The sequence below is a fragment of the Rhodothermales bacterium genome (assembly GCA_013002345.1).
In the GTDB taxonomy this organism is placed as follows: Bacteria; Bacteroidota; Rhodothermia; order Rhodothermales; family JABDKH01; genus JABDKH01.
Window position 1 is genome coordinate 1 of the sequence record JABDKH010000102.1, and the last position, 17,482, is coordinate 17,482.

Below are 17,482 nucleotides of genomic sequence, written 5' to 3' on the forward strand. Positions count from 1 at the left end.
CGAGATGACAAGAAAGGGCTTTGCCACAAGTCAATAAATCATCATGACGCGTTCAGTGATCGGTTCTTTCGCTATCGTTCTCGTTGGATGGCTGGTTTGCCTGTCTGCTCAATCCGTTGCAGGCGCAAACGTGGTCAACGACTCGACTTCAACGATTGGCATTGACGAGCCGCAACCCTCTCAAGCGAAGTGGTCGACGTCGGCCGTCCACGTGTTCTCCCGATTCTCTTCAGGTCGTCCCGCGTGGCGCACGGACGCGGTTGCCGTTAGACGCCATGTTCCACGCCGATCAACATACGCCGTGGAGCTCGGCCTGGTCGGACGCCATGGCGAAGACGATCCGTTCATCGCACTGGATATGTACCGGAATTTCGGATCCCATACCTACGGTAATCTGCGACTTGGCGTGTCGCCTGGAGCCAGGGTTATACCTCGATCAGATATCTTCCTTGAGGTCTTTCATGGTCCCGGAAACGGCTGGGAATTCTCGGCCGGCTACAGGAGAGCCGACTATGTCAATTCCGGAGCGAATACCTGGCTCGTGGGAGCAGGCAAGTACATCGGCAACTGGTATCTGCGGGCGAGGCAAAGTGCGACGCAGGTTGGCGGTTCGATGGGCTACGCCATACTGGGGACCGTACGGCGTTACTTCGGTGCGTCAGATGAGTTTGTCGGTCTCACAGTTGCCAAGGGTCGCGAAATCGTTGCGTTTCCCGGGACGACGAGCATCGAAGCGCGCAATTCCTTCTCCGGGTCAATCTTCTACCAACGCTCGATCGGCAGGGGAGCAGGCATCAGGGTCGGTCTCGAGGGTGTCGACGATGGCGACCTGTCTCGGTGGGGCGTCACAACAGGCGTGCTGTGGAACTGGTAGGGTTCACTCGCGGGCGTCGGCCGTCATGGATGCTGCCAGTCGACCTACGTTCGTGAAGTAGTCGTTTCTCGTTCCGATGCTCTCCGGATGGCGGACCATGAGATAAAGCGTGGAGCCCTTTCGCACTGCAAAGCAGTCTCGTACGGATGACTTCTCGAACCCTGCACCGGTGATTTTATTCCACCAGAGCTTGTTTGTCAGATCGTAGAAGACGGCGACGCGCGGGTTGTATCTGCGAATCTGACGGGTGATGTGCAGGGCGCGCCGTTCAGCGAATCGCTCCACGTAAAGGTCCGGCCGGCGAAGGTAGGGTGTCTCAAGACGCGAGTAAGGCCACTCGGCGTCGGGTAGATGTTCTGTAGCTAGCAGATGGAGCAGCAAGTTGTGCCCCTTCATCCGCCCGAGCTCCCCGGCCTGGTACGATCTCACGCGCCCCGTCGCTTCGCTGTCCTGGAAGGCCAACGCAATGCGAGCGAGTTTACTCCACACACGATGAAGTTGAGCGGCTTCAGTGAACCACTGTTTCTCACCCATCATGGAATAGAATCGTGGGAGATCAACGGTCTGCGGCTGTCCGCGCCGGTGCCACAACTCAAGACGACTAGCGGCTTCGTCGCCGTCGCGGCCAAGCAAGGTTGCGTGTGGACCGATAAACCAGAGCGGAGACCGGTATGCGCCGTACCCGTAGAACGAGTTGGAGAAGATTTCCAGCAGTCCCTCGTCGAGAGGAAAACTCATAACGTGTCCACAAGTATTCGCAGTGGTAATCGCAGAGGCGACGTAGTCGTCAATATCGGGCCGCTGGTTGATCGCGGCCAGCGAATCGTGCGAGAAGGTACGAGTCGCAACCGATTATCTGGCAGGCCCGACGACTCGTTCGTCCGGTATGTTGCATAGCGGGTGTTCTCTGTCGCCGTCCGTCAGCAGTTCACCCGGACCGCGCGCAAGGATGTAAGCCTCGGCGTATCTCCAGGACGTCGGTCTTTACCGCTGTAGCGACCGATGCATGGCTTCGCGTGACATGGTGCGTCGCACGGACTACATTAAGGCCTGTCCAATATCCCCGGGTAAACCATGAGATTGATTCGTGACGTCGTTCTGCTGACGCTCGCACTGTGCATCGTCGTCGGTGCAGCCGCCTGCGCTCAGGACACTAGCTTGCCGCTAGAAGAGCGTTTGTTCGAGGGCAAAATCAACGCCATCGACACGCTCGGTGTGCGGCGTTTCGTGGACAAGGTGTCTGAGGCCCGAACAGATTCCGCAGAGGTTTACTTCAACATTCGAGGTGAGCCGGTCGCGTGGCGGGGCTGGATCAATGGCCGCTACTTCGTTTACTGGCAACCCTACGGTCGCTTCGAAGTGGATGAGTCCGCCCTTGTGGCGCTGGAGGTATTCAAGGAGAATCGCCAACTACTCGAGATGCTGGAAGGCCTGGAACTGGTTGAGCGGGCCGCTAAAAAGTCTTCAGAATGAGGCATTTCGGCGTACCTGTGCCCCTTCCGCGGGCAAATCCTCTCAAAGTCCTCGTTATCCGTCCTTAACAGCTATTTCACTATCCGTCCTGGATGTCGATAGTAATAACAGGGGCGGATTAATCAGAGGTTGGATCAATGAAGGCCATTCTCGCAGTCCTGACTATCGCGTCGGCCGGAGCGTTTTACGCCTGGTCGGTGCACGCGAGCAGGCACGTTCATCGGTTCCAGGTCAGCTGACCGAATCGAGCTTGCGGACGGATTCTCTCAGGCGTCTTCGTAAACGAGATTGAGTAGATGGATGACCATCTCTCGCAACTCTCGTCGGTCAACGATGAGATCCACAAATCCGTGCTCTTTCAGATACTCTGACCGCTGAAATCCGTCGGGCAGATCCTGCCCCATGGTCTCGCGGATAACTCGCGGCCCGGCGAATCCTATCAGTGCTCCGGGCTCCGCCATGTGAATGTCTCCCAGCATGGCAAACGATGCTGTAACTCCCCCGGTCGTTGGGTTCGTCAGCAAGACGAAGTAGGGGATCGCCTTCTCCGCCAACCGCGCCAGCTGAGCGCTCGTCTTGGCCATCTGCATGAGGCTCAGCGCGCCCTCCATCATTCGGGCACCACCGCTCTGCGCGATGATGACCAGCGGAATCTCCCGATCGTGCGCACGTTTGATGGCCCGCGCCAGGATCTCGCCAATTACGGAACCCATCGAACCGCCGATGAACGAAAAGTCCATCGCACCGACGGAAACCTCCCGACCACCAATGAGCCCGGTGGCGGCTCGCGCGCCGTCGTTCAGTCCTGTCTTCTGTTTCGCGTCCCGAAGCCGATCCACGTATTTCTTTCGGTCGACGAAACCAAGCCTGTCGACAGCGAGAAGGTCCTCATCATACGTTTCGAAGCTCGCGTCATCGAACATAATCTCGAAGTAGCCAAGCGCAGACATCTTGAAATGATATCCGCATTTGGGGCAGACGAGGAGTTCGTCTTCGAGTTCACGTCGGTGCACGGGCTCCGTGCACTCCGTACACTTGATCCACTGGCCCTCAGGCACCACAATCTGATCGCTCAGACTGGTCTGAATTCCTGCTTTTTCTCTTCTAAACCAGGCCATAAGATCTTCTTTGCCTACTTGTGTCTCCACGAAACGCGATCCTACGTCGGCAGTCGCTCAAAGACTGACTTGTCACTCACCCTGGCTACGTAGTCCTTGAGATAATAGGGCTCGAACGACCGTAAATCATCAACATGCCCAGCATTTGCGCGTTCCAGGCCGATCTTGCCAATGGACATCGCCGACGGAACGAACTCCATCTCGATGGCACGAAAGCGATCCTTTGTGGCTGCGACCAGACCCTTCGCGGCGTCTCCGGCGACACCCACCATGCGGCCTCCAGCGAGTCCGGCAAGGGCATCGAGTGAATCGTCTATCGAGAGAACGCAGGCGTCCAGTAGCATCGACGGCAGTCCATCGCCGTTCTTCATCTCGAACACACCGAAATACAGCTCGCTCCTGCGGGCAGTGAGAGCAATGGCGACGAGCTCGGGCCGGTTCTGGCGCAGTCTTGAGAGGTGATCGGCCGCGTGCGCGTAGGCCTGAAGTGTCGGCACGCCAACAATCTGCGCTCCGTAAGCAGACGCGAAACCCTTTGCCGTGCTTACGCCGATGCGCAGGCCGGTGTAAGAGCCGGGTCCGGCCGAGACGGCAATTGTGTCCAATTGCGGAAAGCTGAGTCCCGCGGCGGCCACAACGCGCATGGCCATGGGTACGAGTTGCTCCGCGTGAGACCGGGGCCGCAAGTTCGTGGCGCCTGCACACACGCCGTTCGAGCCGATGACGGCAACGCTACAGGCGTTCCTGGCCGTCTCGATGGCAAGGAGATTAACAGCTTCTGATTTCATCGTTAACGCAGCTGCGACAGCTTATCGCTCGTTTTCCTCGTTTCCTCACCCACGGCCATCACATCGAAACCGGACCTTGATTATTTTGCTTCAATATGTAACTTTCGAACCCCTTTTGGCAGTCCGGCCAACCGCCTCACCGGCGGCTTTCAGGGCGTGAAATGATGTGGTTCACGGCCGGTTCCACCGGCCACACGTCGCTGGCGTTCGGACGTTGATGAAGGGTTATCGGCGCATGATTACGCTGCCAGGGCCGGTGCCGGCAGTCATTTCGGGCACTTCCGACTTTACGCCGCAGGGCACGGACTAAACGAGACATTCCATATGAAGGTTTACGACGGAGCACATATTCGCAATGTCGCACTGGTTGGACACCAGGGTAGCGGGAAAACCATGCTGGCCGAGGCGATGCTATTTGCGTCGGGTGCGATCAACCGCATGGGATCGATCGTGGATGGCTCAACGGTGAGTGATTACCACCCGAGTGAGAAGGAGCGGCAGATGTCCGTCTTCGCGTCACTTGTTCATGCCGAGTGGGAAGGGCACAAGATCAACATTGTGGACACGCCCGGATATCCTGACTTTGTGGGTGAAGTAGCAGGGTCACTGAAGATCGTGGACACGGCCATCTTTGTAATCGATGCGGCGGAAGGTGTGCAGGTGGGCACCGAGTTGGCCTGGGGCTACGCGGTTGACACGCATATCCCGTCGATGTTTGTGGTCAACCACATCGATAAGCCCGATGTCAGTTTCGATGATGTCATAGACCAGATTCACGAGCGCTTCGGGCGCGGTGCGACGGTCGTTCAGTTTCCGGCGGCGGCTGGCTCACAGACAATCATCGACGTACTCGTGATGAAACAGCTGACCTTTCCGGATGGCAAAGGGAAGCCGAAGGAAGCGGAGATCGATCCTGAGTTCCGCGAGCGTGCGGAGCAACTCCATAATGAACTCATCGAGAATGTGGCTGAGAACGACGAGAGTCTCATGGAGCTGTACTTCGAGAAGGGTACGTTGACAGAAGATGAAATGAGGCAGGGTCTGCATGAGGCGATGCTGTCGAGGCAGTTGTTCCCGGTCTTCCTGACAAGTGCCACAAAGAACGTGGGCGTCACGCGACTGATGAGCTTCATCGATAACGTATGCCCGAGGCCGGTTGAGATGCCGCCCGCGGCGGTGACGGAAGGTGACCCGGTCTCATGCGACAAGAACGCCGACCCCGTCGTGTTCGTCTACCGGACCATGGCGGAGCATCACGTGGGCGACTACTCGTTCTTCAAAGTCTTTGCCGGGACGATTGAGGCGGGCATCGATCTCGAGAATGCCCAGACAAAAGGGACCGAGCGTCTTGGTCAGCTTTTTGGCATCAATGGCCGCGAGCGCGACGCCGTTCCGAAGATGGAGGCAGGCGATCTCGGCGCTCTCGTTAAGCTGCGGGACACCCATACCAATAACACATTGAGGCGCAAGGGAACCCGGGTGGTCATCGCCCCTATCGAATTCCCAGCCCCACGGTATCAGATGGCAGTCAGGTCTGCGCGCGAGGGTGAGGAAGAGAGACTGGCTCAGGGTTTCCACCAACTCGCGGAAGAGGATCCATCGCTTCAGATTGTTCACGACCCACACCTGAGCCAGATGGTTCTTGGCGGTCAGGGCGAGATGCATCTGGAAATTACACGGTTCCGCCTGAAGCACCGATTTGGCGTCGAAGTCGAGTACTACAAGCCGCGCGTTGCGTATCGAGAGACGGTGCAGACCACGGCCCGCTCGACGTACCGTCACAAGAAGCAAACCGGAGGTGCGGGCCAGTTCGCCGACATTTCAATGCTCGTCGAACCACGTGACGGAGAATTCCGTCCGCCGGACGACATCAAAGTGCGCGGCGTTTCGGAGGCGAAGACCGGGTGGGGCTCGACCATCGAATTCATCGACGGCATTGTTGGCGGTGTCATCGACATGCGACGTTTCTTCGGTGCGATCCAGAAGGGCGTTCTCGAAGCCACACAGGACGGACCAATCGCCGGGTATCCGGTGGGCGACGTACGGGTTGTGGTCTTTGATGGCGGGATGCACTCGGTCGATTCGAACGAGAATGCTTTCAAGACTGCCGCGCGAATGTGCTTCCGCGACGGATTTCGTCAGGCGAAGCCCGTGTTGCTTGAACCGATCTTCAATCTGGAGGTGCTGGTTCCGGACTCGTATACAGGCGATGTGATGGGAGATCTGAATACACGTCGGGCGAGGATTCAGGGCATTGACGTCGAGGGTTCACTGCAGCGCATCAAGGCCCAGGCTCCGGAGTCCGAACTCTATCGGTACTCAACGATTCTCCGGTCGATCACTCAGGGCCGCGGACTGCATTCCGCTTCGTTCGATCACTACGAGCCCATGCCTCGCAATGTGCAGGAAAAGGTCGTCGCTGAGGCGCTGCAGACCGAGGAAGCGTGATCTGAGTTGCCGGGGTCCGGACTCGGGCGCTTACCTGCCGGGTGCGGCCGCGGACGTTTGCTCCAGGTCGCTGTTGTCGGCTGTCCCGACAAAAACCACATCGAAATGAACCACAACTTCATTGGCGGTGTGAAGCGCCCCGAACATGGCCGTCGGCGGTTTCATTCCGTGATCGGTCATCTTCATCGGGTGGGTGCCATGAACTCGAACAGCACCGTCGTCCAACATCTGCCATTCGACGTCCATCACCGCTCCCTTCGTAATGCCCGCGACACGTACTTCACCTTCCGTGGATAGCGAGTCTGGGCCCTCCCCAGCGGTTCTGGCTGCCTTGAGCGTGTACGTGATGAACGGATGCGCATCGCTCTTCAAGGCTCGATACATCAACCGGTCCATGATCTTGCTCTTGTTGCTCTCGATCTTGTCGGCTGCGACTGTCACGGTCGCCTGACGCGGAATCCCAGTCTCATCAAGCTCCAGGGCGCCGGCCACATCTGTTGCGGTTACGGTCCAGTCGCTTTTGTTTGACGTACCGTCGATCCAGAGAGTGCTTTCCGGACCCAGCGTTAGCGTCGCATTCTGTGCGATCACGCTCGTGGAGCACAATAGAGCCAGGAGCGGAATGTAGGAGGTAAAGATCTGCGTGCGCATACCCTGTTGGATGGCTGTTTCGATGGCCAGTAAAGGTAGCCTATCGCCGGGAGTATTTCGACGACAAGCCCAATGTGGACTTCGTTGCGCGAATTTTCTGCCGTTCTAGCAATTAGATCGCGCTGTGTTATTTTTCAATAACACCCCGCGCCTGTCAACTCCGCGGATCGACTAGAGTTGCGTGATCTTCGGGTCTGCAATTAACCGCAAGACGGTCATTATCATGAAAAGAAGTAAACGGACGCTTCGTCGTCATCGTTCATCGCGTCGCGATTTCATCAAGAAGAGTGCGGTTGCCACGGCGGCCGTCGTTGCCGGATGTGCCCCCGGCGTCACGGAGACTATCACTCAGCCCGGCGTGGCACCGGGCGCTGCGGCCGGTGTGATGGGTGCGAACGACCGACTGCACGTCGGATTCATCGGTGTCGGTGGACAGGGCTTCAATTCGCATGTCGGCACCGTCAAGAAACATGGTGCGGATCAGAACGTGATCGGGGCCGCCGTGTGCGATGTGTGGTCAAAGAGAGCCGAGCGCGCACGTGTGGAGCTGGAACTGCCGGAGAAGGACGCATACATCGATTATCGGCGTGTGCTCGATCGCGACGACATCGACGCGGTCTTTATCGGTACAGTTGATCACTGGCATACGAAGATTGCCATCGATGCGATGGAGGCCGGAAAGCACGTCTACTGCGAGAAGCCCATGACGCGCTATTTGGACGAAGCATTTCGGATTCACGACACCGTGAAGCGAACGGGAAAAGTATTCCAGATCGGCTCACAGTATTGCTCCGAGGGCAAGTGGCACACGGCTGCCGATGTCATCAGGGATGGCAGAATCGGTGCACCCGTTCTGGGCCAGAATTCGTACTGTCGGAACGCGCCCGATGGCGAGTGGAATTATGAAATCGACCCGGAACTCACGCCTGACGTGATGGACTGGAAGTCATGGCTGGGACCGGTCTCCGATCGGCCGTTCAGCGCGGACCACTACCATCGCTGGCGCAAGTACTATCCGTACTGTTGCGGGATTCTGGGAGATCTACTGGCACACCGCATACATCCGCTGCTCATTGCGACCGGTAATGCTGAGTTTCCGTCGCGCGTCGTCTGTCTTGGAACGCGGAAAGTGACTACCGACAGAGACGTTACCGACAACACGCAGCTTCTGGCGGAATTTCCGAGCGGACTTTCCATACTGGTTACCGGTAGTACCGTCAATGAGCAGGGGCTTGACCAGGTCATTCGTGGACACGAAGCCACGCTTTACTTCGGAGGTAACGCGGTGGAGCTGCGACCGGAACGTCCGTTTGCAGATCTCGTCGATCCTGAAAGCTATGACAACATCGAGCCGGGCGTGAGCATACCCGCGCACGTTGCCAACTGGTATGACGGGATCCGGAATGGAATCGTGACCAACGGCAACATCGACGTTGCCGTAAAGGCGCAGACAATCATCTCGCTGGCAGAAATGTCGGAGCGGCTCGGTGAGATGATGCACTTCGACGCCGAAACACGCACAGTGACGGGTGGCGGCGGCAAAGTCATCGACCCGATTACGTACGGTACGCTCGAACTCTCGTAGCGCGACGCGACAGAGGATTTTCGAGGCCATCGCATGGAGACCGTAAGGCTTGCCAGGATGGCTATGGCTTCCCGTTTCGAACTGATTGTTCGTGGGGACCGCGATCCGGCGTGGCTGCGGGCGGCAGGCGAGGAAGCGCTGGCGGAAGTGACCCGGCTCGACGCACAGCTGAGTTTCTACTCACCGGCGAGCGATATTTCGCGAATCAATCGCACGGCCCATGCCGGCGAGGTGCCCGTCGAACCTCGACTGTTCAGTCTTCTGATGTTGGCCCGGGACGTCCACGAGACGACCATGGGAGCCTTCGACATTACAGTCGGTCCGCTGATGCGGTGTTGGGGATTCACGGGGAGTGAGGGCGGCGTGCCGACTCAGACCGATCTGCAGGATGTGATGAAGTGCGTGGGCATGCATCTTGTGCGGCTGGACGAGGACGCACGGACCATCCGGTTCGAAGTAGAAGGAATTGAGATCGACCTGGGCGGTATCGGAAAGGGATACGCGATCGATGAGGCCATTTCGATCTTGCAGGAAGCCGGCGTGCGTGACGCGTTTCTGCACGGCGGCACGAGCAGTATGAAGGCTACAGGTCGATCACCGGAGGGACCGCACTGGAACGTTGCCATCTCCGCCGCGAATGATGGCACGGGCGACGATGAAGTACTGGCCGTCGTTCCGCTCAGTGATCGATCGATGTCGGTGTCGGACGTTCGTGGAAAATGGTTTGAGGCGGACGACGCGACCTTCGGACATGTGCTGGACCCTAGATCGGGACGACCCGTTTCGGCTGCCTCGCTGTCGGCCGTGGAGTGCCGGTCGGCCAGTCTCGCCGACGCATTATCGACCGCTCTGCTGGTCGCGGGGGCGGAGGAGAGGGAGACGATTCTTCGTGGCTACCCTGAAGCCCGCATTCTCGTTGCATCGGGCGGACGACAGTCTTCTCCCATCATTGAACACTGCGACTTCGCGATCTAGATTAGTGGGTATCGCATTTATCCAGTCCACGGAGAGATCTGTTGGACTCCACGCAGTAAGACTGACACCTGGTTATGAACGATCAACGCGATTCAGACGGACTCAAAGGCGGACTGACGCGCCGCTCGTTTATCAAGAAAAGCTCCCTTGCGCCGTTGGCAGGTTTTGTAGGTACGGGCTCCGATTTGCGCTCGCGCTCTCGTACGCGGCTGCAAACGTCGGAACAGGACGAGCCGGTCTCGGTCGGTCTCGTGGGCTACGGTCAGTGGGGTCGCGAGATTGCGTCGACGTTAGGGAGGATGCCCCAAGTTCGACTGGCAGCCGTCTGCGACACTTATGACGTGATGCTGAGGCGTGCCGAGCGGGCTCTGCCAGATGCAGCCCGCATGAAGGATTATCGCGAACTCCTTGATTCCGACGTCCCGGCCGTCATCCTTGCTGTCCCGACGCATCGGCATCGTGAACTGGTGGTTGCCGCTCTTGAAGCAGGGAAGCACGTGTACTGTGAAGCACCGCTCGCGTCGTCGATCGACGACGCACGAGTGATCGCACAGGCTGCGGCGGGCAGCCCGGAGCAGGTTTTTCAGGTCGGGCTGATGTACCGGTCGGACCCGCAACATCGCAACATATTCCAGTTCATCCGCAGTGGAGCGGTGGGAACGCCGACGATGGCTCGATCGCAATGGCACACTAAGGAAAGCTGGCGCAGGGCGTCTCCGAGTCGGGAAAGGGAAACTGAACTGAACTGGCGACTCGACGAGACCCTGTCGACCGGGTTAGTCGGGGAGGTTGGTATACATCAGGTCGATACGGTCTCGTGGATTCTGCGCGAACGGCCGGTAGCAGTGACGGGCTTTGGCCAGGTGGTTCTCTGGAAGGACGGCCGAAAGGTCCCCGACACGATACAGGCCGTGTTCGAGTATCCACGTGGTATTCGTCTGCTGTATGACGCGACACTGACGAGCTCATTCGACGGCGCCTACGACATGTTCTACGGCAGCGACAGTACGATCATGCTGCGCAACAGCAAGGGATGGATGTTCAAAGAGGTGGATGCGCCGCTTCTGGGCTGGGAAGTGTATGCCCGCAAAGACACGTTCTATCGAGAGAAGGGGATTGCCCTCGTCGCGAACGCCACGAAGCTGGAAGCACAGGGTCTGGATCCGGCCGCCGACGATCCCAACGTTGAAACGCCTCTGTTCTACGGTCTTGAAGCGTTTATAGACAATCTCGTCTACGGGCCCTACGATCCCGTCGCGAACTTTAAGGTGGGTTACGATGCGACGGTGGTGGCGATCAAGGCGAACGAAGCGATTGTGGGCAACAAGAGGATAGAATTCGAGCCGGAGTGGTTCGATCTCGGATAGACGGTTCGCGCCGCGGCCCGGTCACCCGCGGTTCGTCCCTGTTCTTCGCCGGTCGAATTCGGCGGCAGGCGACGCTATCCCGCGGCCATGCACGCTATGGATCGGTGCGTGTCGTGGAACACCGTGCCCCTACTCGTACCGCAACGCTTCAATCGGATCCAGTGCCGCTGCCTTTCGCGCCGGATAGAAGCCGAAGAAGATGCCGACCACGGCAGCGAACAGGATCGCCACGACCACCATGTCGGGCGCGATCACTGTGTTCCACCCGGTGGCCGACGCCAGGATTGCTGCGCCGGCGAAGCCAAGTCCAATGCCAATCAGACCGCCCAGGATGCTCATTACGGTCGCCTCGATGAGGAACTGTGTGAGCACGTCCTTGCCGCGCGCGCCGATGGCCATGCGAATACCGATTTCCCGGGTCCGCTCGGTCACCGACACCAGCATGATGTTCATGATGCCGATCCCGCCAACGAGGAGTGAGATCGACGCGATGGCAGCAAGCAAGATTGACATGACCTCTGTCGTACCCTGTGCGGCGTCAGCCAGATCGGTCTGATTTCGGATGGTGAAGTCGTCTTCGTCCCACTCGGCGAGTCGGTGTGACTCCCTCATGATCAGCCGCATTTCTTCCTGTGCGGCGGGGATGTCCGCAGGCGAGTACGTGCTGGCAAGAATCTGAAAAATCCGACTCCATCCACTCAGCCTCGTCTGTGCCGTTGTGTATGGAACAACGATGACATCGTCCTGATCGCTACCGTTAGCCGTCTGACCTTTTTCGGCCAGAACTCCGACGATATCAAAGGGCACGTTCCTAAGCTGAACCTGTTGTCCTACGGGATCTTCTCCCGGAAAGAGGTTGTCCGCCACGGTCTTGCCGAGGACCGCGACTTTTCGCATCGATCGCAGGTCTGCGTTGTCGAAGAACACTCCGGAGGCCAGCTCCCAGTCTCTGATCACCGCAAACTGGTCCGAAACCCCGTTTATCGTAGACCGCCAGTTTCCCTGGCCGCCGATCGCCTGGGTTCGCGTGAACACAACGGGCGACGCGGCAGAAATCATTGTGCCCTCACGCTGGAGCTTTTCGTAGTCGTCGATACTGAGCCGGTTGTAGCTCTGCGCACCGTGGCTGACGCCGCCCTGGCTCGACGACCCGGGCGTGATCACGATCATGTTCGTACCCAGATTGTTGATCTGGTCCTGAATCTGTGTACGGGCACCCTCTCCTACGGCCACCATCACGATCACGGCGCCCACACCGATGATGATACCGAGCATCGTGAGCAGAGTCCGCATCTTGTTCTTGCGAATACTCTTCGACGCCACTTTGATGAGATTTGACGTTTTCATGCGGACACCGGTTCGAGTTTAGCGAGCCGCTCGAGTTCAACTCGAGCGTACGCACGGTCAGTGATCGGTTCATCGACGATCACCTGCCCGTCGCGCAATTCCACGATACGCCGCGCATACTGGATGATATCACGCTCATGTGTCACAAGCAGTATCGTGGTTCCGGCGTCGTTCAGGTCTTGAAAGAGCGACATCACCTCGACCGACGTGCGACTGTCGAGGTTGCCCGTCGGCTCGTCAGCGAGGAGAATAGTGGGTCTCGTCACGAGTGCCCGGGCGATGGCCACGCGTTGCTGCTGACCACCCGACAACTCGCTCGGCTCATGGTCCAGCCGGTCACCGAGTCCCACACGCTCGAGCGCCTCCGTGGCAAGTTTCTTTATGTCGAGATCGCGATGCGTGCGATCATAAAAGAGTGGAAGCTCGACGTTCTCCAGTGCAGACGTTCGCGGCAGCAAATTGAAACCCTGAAACACGAAACCGATCTTTTGATTACGTACATCGGCCAGATGGTTCCGGTCCATCGTATCGACGCGGACGCCGTCAAGCTCGTAGGCGCCCGATGTGGGATAGTCCAGGCAGCCGATGATGTTCATCAGAGTTGACTTACCCGACCCGGATGCACCGGCGATCGCCACCATTTCTCCTGCTCGGATCGTCAGGCTGAGTCCGCGCAAGGCGTGGACCTGCGTCTGGCCCATCGTGTAGACACGCGCGACATTGTCAATCTTGATAACGGGCTCCGATGTCATGTGCGCTTCCACCTAGAACCCACCGGGTCTACGTCGCTGTGTCTGACCCTGAAACGGATTGCTGTTTGTGGCCTGTGTCCCGCCGGTCGCAGCCGTGATTACGTCGAGTCCCTCTTCGACGGCCCTTCCCGTAATCTCCGTGCTTCGTCCGTCCGATATTCCGGTACGGACCCGGGCAATCGCGACCTCACCGTTCTCGTCGAGGTACCACAGCGTGCTGACGTTTGCCGGACGCTGGAACCCGTTGGGTTGTCCGCCGCCAGGCATGCCGCGCCCTCCTGCTCTCTGAGCACCCTGCTGCTGCGCCGAGTCCGGCGACTGCTCTCGTTCCCGTTCAAGGCGTTGCTGCATCGACGCGATCATCTCCTGAGTGGGGCGAAATCGCAGGGCAGCATTGGAGACCATCAGCACGTCGTTCGCTGATTCAACCAGGAAGTCGACCGTGGCAGTCATGCCGGGTAGCAGCTTTCCGTCTGAATTGTCCACGTCAATGACGGCCGTGTAATTGACGACATTTTCCTGCATCGTCGACTGCAGTCTGACCTGCCTCACGGACCCGTAGAACGTCTCGTCGGGATATGCCTGGACCGTGAACCGGGCCTTCTGTCCCTCCTTGATCATTCCAATGTCGCTTTCGTCTACCGATGTCAGAATCTCCATCTGGGCGAGGTCATTCGCGATCAGGAAGAGCTGCGGAGCGGACAGGCTGGCGGCAACGGTCTGGCCGACGTCCACATTTCTCTCGACTACGACACCGTCAATCGGTGCATAGATGGCCGTATAAGAGAGATTTTGCGTGGCTCGTTCCAGACTGATCTTGGCACTCTTCAGGTCCGCACTGGCAAGATCGAGGTTGTACTGGATGGTGTTGAACTCGGTCTCGGTAATGACCTTGCTCTCGTACAGCTTCTGGTTGCGGTCGAACTCACGCTGTCGATGCGCCATCTCGGCATTGCTGCGCTCTAGCCGTGCCTCCGCATCCCGCACACTCTGCTCCAGCAGCGTCGGATCGATTCGCGCGATGAGTTGACCGCGCCTGACACGATCGTTGAAATCGACAAAGATTTTGTCGACCCGACCGGACACCTGGGTCCCGACCTGTACGGTGGTCACGGCGTTGAGATTACCTGTGGCCGCTACGGTCGCCTCCAGGTCGCCACGCTCGATCGTTACAAATCGGTACGGTGATAGGGTCGTCTCACCGTCGCTCGAATAGTACCACCAACCTGCGGCAGTGAGCAGTACGACCAGTGCTATCCAAAAAATCTTCTTCATGTGTTGAACACTGTGGAGTGTTGGTGCGGGGGCGAGAAATCGCGAGGAAGCGGTATGTTCCGTTTGTCCGCCATCTTCAATTAGATCCCTCTGCGGCGAGGACCATTCCACGCAGGCATTAGCTTTATACTGGTTCAGGAGCCGATGGCTCCGAACGCCTGTCATCAGGCTCTGCGGGACTTCCTGATCATCCCTACATTGGGACTAACGAACTCTCTCTCGGTACTACTGAAGGATGCTCTGCGGCAACAGGACCTCGCATAGCCCGATTCGGTCGGGTGGAAGATCGATCATTCTTGCTGCCAGTACCGCCCTGCTCATTCCTGCCAGCGTTTCGGGTCAGACTTCGCTCATGGCTGACCCACATCGGTCGGACGGCGATTCGGCGATCTCCCGGGTGACGGAAGAAACGATTGCCGGCACGGGGGTCGTGTTTGAACTGGTGCTGGTCGAGGGTGGCAGCTTCTTGATGGGCAGTCCGGATGATGAGGTGGGCCGCGACACCGACGAAGGGCCGCGCCGGAGGGTGTCGGTGGACTCGTTCTGGATGTCGACCCATGAAGTTACCTACGACGAGTACGCCGTATTCCGATACGAGAATCTGGACAGCAATGTCTCGCAGGCGGACTCCACGACCTTCAATGCGGATGCTGTGGCCAGGCCGAGTCCGCCATATGAGGATCCGGCACATGGCATGGGAAACCAAGGATTCCCTGCCGCCGGCATGACCCAGTGGGCTGCGCTTCACTACGCGAAATGGCTGTCCGACAAGACCGGACACTTCTATCGACTCCCGACGGAAGCCGAGTGGGAGTATGCTTGCCGCGCCGGATCGGGGACACCATTCTCATTCGGAGATGATGCGACTGCCCTGGATGACCATGCGTGGCACTATGGCAACAGCGACGAGGTCTTTCATCTTGTGGGTCAGAAAGGGCCGAATGCCTGGGGCCTCTACGACATGCACGGAAACGTGGCCGAATGGACCCTCGATCAATATGCAGCCGACGCTTTTTCACTCCTTCCGGATTCCGCGCATAGTCCATGGGTCGAACCGACCCGGCTGCATCCGCGAACGGTGCGTGGCGGCGCGTACGACGACGATCCGGACGCGTTGAGATGCGCAGCGCGGCTTCGCTCAAACTTGAACTGGAAGAGACGCGATCCGCAGATTCCGAAGAGCTACTGGTGGAACACCGATTCCCCCTTTGTCGGGTTTAGACTCGTCAGGCCGGTTAAGCCGGTCAGTGGTGAGGAGCAGGAGAACTTCTGGCGACTTGTACTCGGAGAGTAGGCCGCCACGAGCCAGAAAAACAGAAGACGTGAGGTCTCAAATGGACAAGACTGAAAACAAGAAGGCGGTCAGTCGCCGTGATTTCGTCAAGGGTTCGGCGGCCGTTGTTGGTTCGTTGATGGCCAGCCGGTTTCCACTGAGCGCAAACGCATACTACTCATCTGATGATGCCATCCGGGTTGGGCTGATTGGTTGTGGCGGCCGTGGCACAGGCGCTGCGCTCCAGGCTCTGAGCAGCGGTCAGAATGTCAAACTTGTGGCGATGGCCGATGCTTTTCGCGATCGGCTAGACGAGAGTCTTTCGAACTTGCTGAATCCCGAAAACAGCGATGCACCCGCGGACGGTGCTCTCGACTATCGCACCCGGATTGATGTGCCGGACGAACAAAAGTTTGTCGGATTCGATGCATACCGGCAGGTGATACCACTTGTTGACGTCGTGCTCATCGCAACACCGCCGGGATTCCGCCCGATTCATTTTGAGGCCGCCGTCGAAGCCGACAAGCATGTCTTCATGGAAAAACCTGTGGCTACTGATGCTCCGGGTGTGCGAAGGATTCTGGCGGCTGCGGAGAAGTCGCGTCAGAAGAAACTGAATGTCGTCGTCGGACTGCAAAGGCACTATGAGACGGTGTACCGCGAGTGGGTAGGGCGCATTCATGAGGGCGTGATCGGTGACATCGTCTCAGGCAGAGTGTACTGGAACGGCGAGGGGGTATGGGTGCGAGAGCGCCAGGCAGGACAGACTGAAATGGAATATCAGATGCGCAACTGGTACTACTTCAACTGGCTGTGTGGTGACCATATCGTGGAGCAGCATATCCACAATCTCGACGTCGCCAACTGGGTGAAGAAAGGACACCCGATTCGAGCGCAGGGACAGGGCGGCAGGCAGGTCCGGATCGGGCCCGATTCGGGACAGATCTTCGATCATCACTCGGTTGAATATGAATATGCGGACGGGACATTCATCCAGAGCCAGTGTCGTCATATGCCCGTCTGCATGAATCGAGTCTCCGAGGCGTTCCAGGGCACGCTCGGCACCGCGCCTGCGCCGGGAGAACTTCTCGACCAGTGGGGTCATTCGATCTTCAAGCATCGTGGCAAGGACGACCTGAATCCGTATCAGGTTGAGCACGACGAGTTGTTTGCGGCGATTGCCTCGGGCGAATACAAATACGCTGATGCGGAGAACGGCGCTGTGGCTACCATGACCGCCATCATGGGACGTATGGCGACATACTCCGGCAACATCGTAAACTGGGACGCGGCTCTCGCTTCGAACCTCAACTTGATGCCTGAGCGTTTCGCATTCGATGCGGATCCCCCGGTTCTACCGGACGAGAAAGGCAACTACCCCGTTCCGGTACCTGGCGTTACACAGGCTCTGTAGATATGGAATCGGTCGGTGATCCTTTGTCAACTCTCCCGGGAGCACGACGGCCAGGGCGCGCTGGATGCGGTCGCCATGCTGTGCTGGTGTTAGCGGCGATCGTGCTGACGGCGTTACCGGCGTGTTCCCAGGAGGTCACGAG

Annotated in this window: 15 protein-coding genes; 8 read left to right on the forward strand and 7 right to left on the reverse strand. The window is 58.4% G+C overall.

Going from position 1 to position 17,482, the window contains the following annotated elements:
• Positions 1-43 precede the first annotated feature (43 nt).
• Positions 44-874, forward strand: coding sequence for a YaiO family outer membrane beta-barrel protein (yaiO, locus tag HKN37_05280; GenBank protein NNE46056.1), 831 nt, complete (start codon positions 44-46; stop codon positions 872-874).
• Between the two features lie 3 nt (positions 875-877).
• On the opposite strand, the gene HKN37_05285 is transcribed toward yaiO, so the two are convergent.
• The gene (locus tag HKN37_05285) at positions 878-1,612 is read right to left on the reverse strand and encodes a hypothetical protein (GenBank protein NNE46057.1); all 735 of its coding nucleotides are present in this window, start codon (positions 1,610-1,612) and stop codon (positions 878-880) included.
• A gap of 336 nt (positions 1,613-1,948) precedes the next feature.
• Here HKN37_05285 and HKN37_05290 point away from each other — a divergent pair, with 336 nt between their 5' ends.
• A complete protein-coding gene (locus HKN37_05290) occupies positions 1,949-2,347 on the forward strand; it encodes a hypothetical protein (GenBank protein ID NNE46058.1) in 399 nt (132 codons plus the stop codon).
• Positions 2,348-2,613: 266 nt separating this feature from the next.
• On the opposite strand, the gene HKN37_05295 is transcribed toward HKN37_05290, so the two are convergent.
• Both HKN37_05295 and tsaB read right to left on the reverse strand, forming a co-directional pair.
• Entirely contained in the window at positions 2,614-3,465 is an 852-nt protein-coding gene (locus HKN37_05295) for an acetyl-CoA carboxylase carboxyltransferase subunit beta (GenBank protein ID NNE46059.1), read from the reverse strand.
• A 41-nt stretch (positions 3,466-3,506) separates the two neighbouring features.
• Positions 3,507-4,253 carry a tRNA (adenosine(37)-N6)-threonylcarbamoyltransferase complex dimerization subunit type 1 TsaB gene (tsaB, locus tag HKN37_05300; GenBank protein ID NNE46060.1) on the reverse strand — a complete coding sequence of 249 codons (747 nt, stop codon included), beginning with the start codon at positions 4,251-4,253 and terminating at the stop codon, positions 3,507-3,509.
• 324 nt (positions 4,254-4,577) lie between these two features.
• On the opposite strand from tsaB, the gene HKN37_05305 reads away from it, so the two are divergent.
• Complete coding sequence (locus HKN37_05305; GenBank protein ID NNE46061.1) at positions 4,578-6,701, forward strand: elongation factor G; 2,124 nt, start codon at positions 4,578-4,580, stop codon at positions 6,699-6,701.
• A 30-nt stretch (positions 6,702-6,731) separates the two neighbouring features.
• On the opposite strand, the gene HKN37_05310 is transcribed toward HKN37_05305, so the two are convergent.
• Positions 6,732-7,352, reverse strand: coding sequence for a YceI family protein (locus tag HKN37_05310; GenBank protein NNE46062.1), 621 nt, complete (start codon positions 7,350-7,352; stop codon positions 6,732-6,734).
• 223 nt (positions 7,353-7,575) lie between these two features.
• On the opposite strand from HKN37_05310, the gene HKN37_05315 reads away from it, so the two are divergent.
• The 3 genes from HKN37_05315 (at position 7,576) to HKN37_05325 (ending at position 11,279) form a co-directional block, all read left to right on the forward strand.
• Entirely contained in the window at positions 7,576-8,937 is a 1,362-nt protein-coding gene (locus HKN37_05315; GenBank protein NNE46063.1) for a Gfo/Idh/MocA family oxidoreductase, read from the forward strand.
• A gap of 63 nt (positions 8,938-9,000) precedes the next feature.
• Positions 9,001-9,912 (forward strand): FAD:protein FMN transferase, encoded by a 912-nt coding sequence (locus HKN37_05320; GenBank protein ID NNE46064.1) that lies wholly within the window; start codon positions 9,001-9,003, stop codon positions 9,910-9,912.
• A gap of 74 nt (positions 9,913-9,986) precedes the next feature.
• A complete protein-coding gene (locus HKN37_05325; protein NNE46065.1) occupies positions 9,987-11,279 on the forward strand; it encodes a Gfo/Idh/MocA family oxidoreductase in 1,293 nt (430 codons plus the stop codon).
• Between the two features lie 129 nt (positions 11,280-11,408).
• Here HKN37_05325 and HKN37_05330 read toward each other — a convergent pair whose 3' ends face one another.
• Genes HKN37_05330 through HKN37_05340 form a run of 3 tightly spaced genes read right to left on the reverse strand, consistent with a single transcriptional unit; the run spans position 11,409 to position 14,653 of the window.
• Complete coding sequence (locus tag HKN37_05330) at positions 11,409-12,626, reverse strand: FtsX-like permease family protein (protein ID NNE46066.1); 1,218 nt, start codon at positions 12,624-12,626, stop codon at positions 11,409-11,411.
• Positions 12,623-13,378 (reverse strand): ABC transporter ATP-binding protein, encoded by a 756-nt coding sequence (locus tag HKN37_05335; GenBank protein NNE46067.1) that lies wholly within the window; start codon positions 13,376-13,378, stop codon positions 12,623-12,625. The genes HKN37_05330 and HKN37_05335 overlap by 4 nt, the downstream gene beginning before the upstream one ends.
• A 12-nt stretch (positions 13,379-13,390) precedes the next feature.
• Positions 13,391-14,653, reverse strand: a complete 1,263-nt coding sequence (locus HKN37_05340; protein ID NNE46068.1) for an efflux RND transporter periplasmic adaptor subunit — start codon at positions 14,651-14,653, stop codon at positions 13,391-13,393.
• A 352-nt stretch (positions 14,654-15,005) separates the two neighbouring features.
• Here HKN37_05340 and HKN37_05345 point away from each other — a divergent pair, with 352 nt between their 5' ends.
• Together HKN37_05345 and HKN37_05350 are read left to right on the forward strand one after the other, a co-directional pair.
• Positions 15,006-15,947: a formylglycine-generating enzyme family protein gene (locus HKN37_05345; GenBank protein ID NNE46069.1), complete on the forward strand. Its 942-nt coding sequence runs from the start codon at positions 15,006-15,008 to the stop codon at positions 15,945-15,947.
• Positions 15,948-15,987: 40 nt separating this feature from the next.
• Positions 15,988-17,340 (forward strand): Gfo/Idh/MocA family oxidoreductase, encoded by a 1,353-nt coding sequence (locus HKN37_05350; GenBank protein ID NNE46070.1) that lies wholly within the window; start codon positions 15,988-15,990, stop codon positions 17,338-17,340.
• The last annotated feature ends 142 nt before the right edge of the window (positions 17,341-17,482 follow it).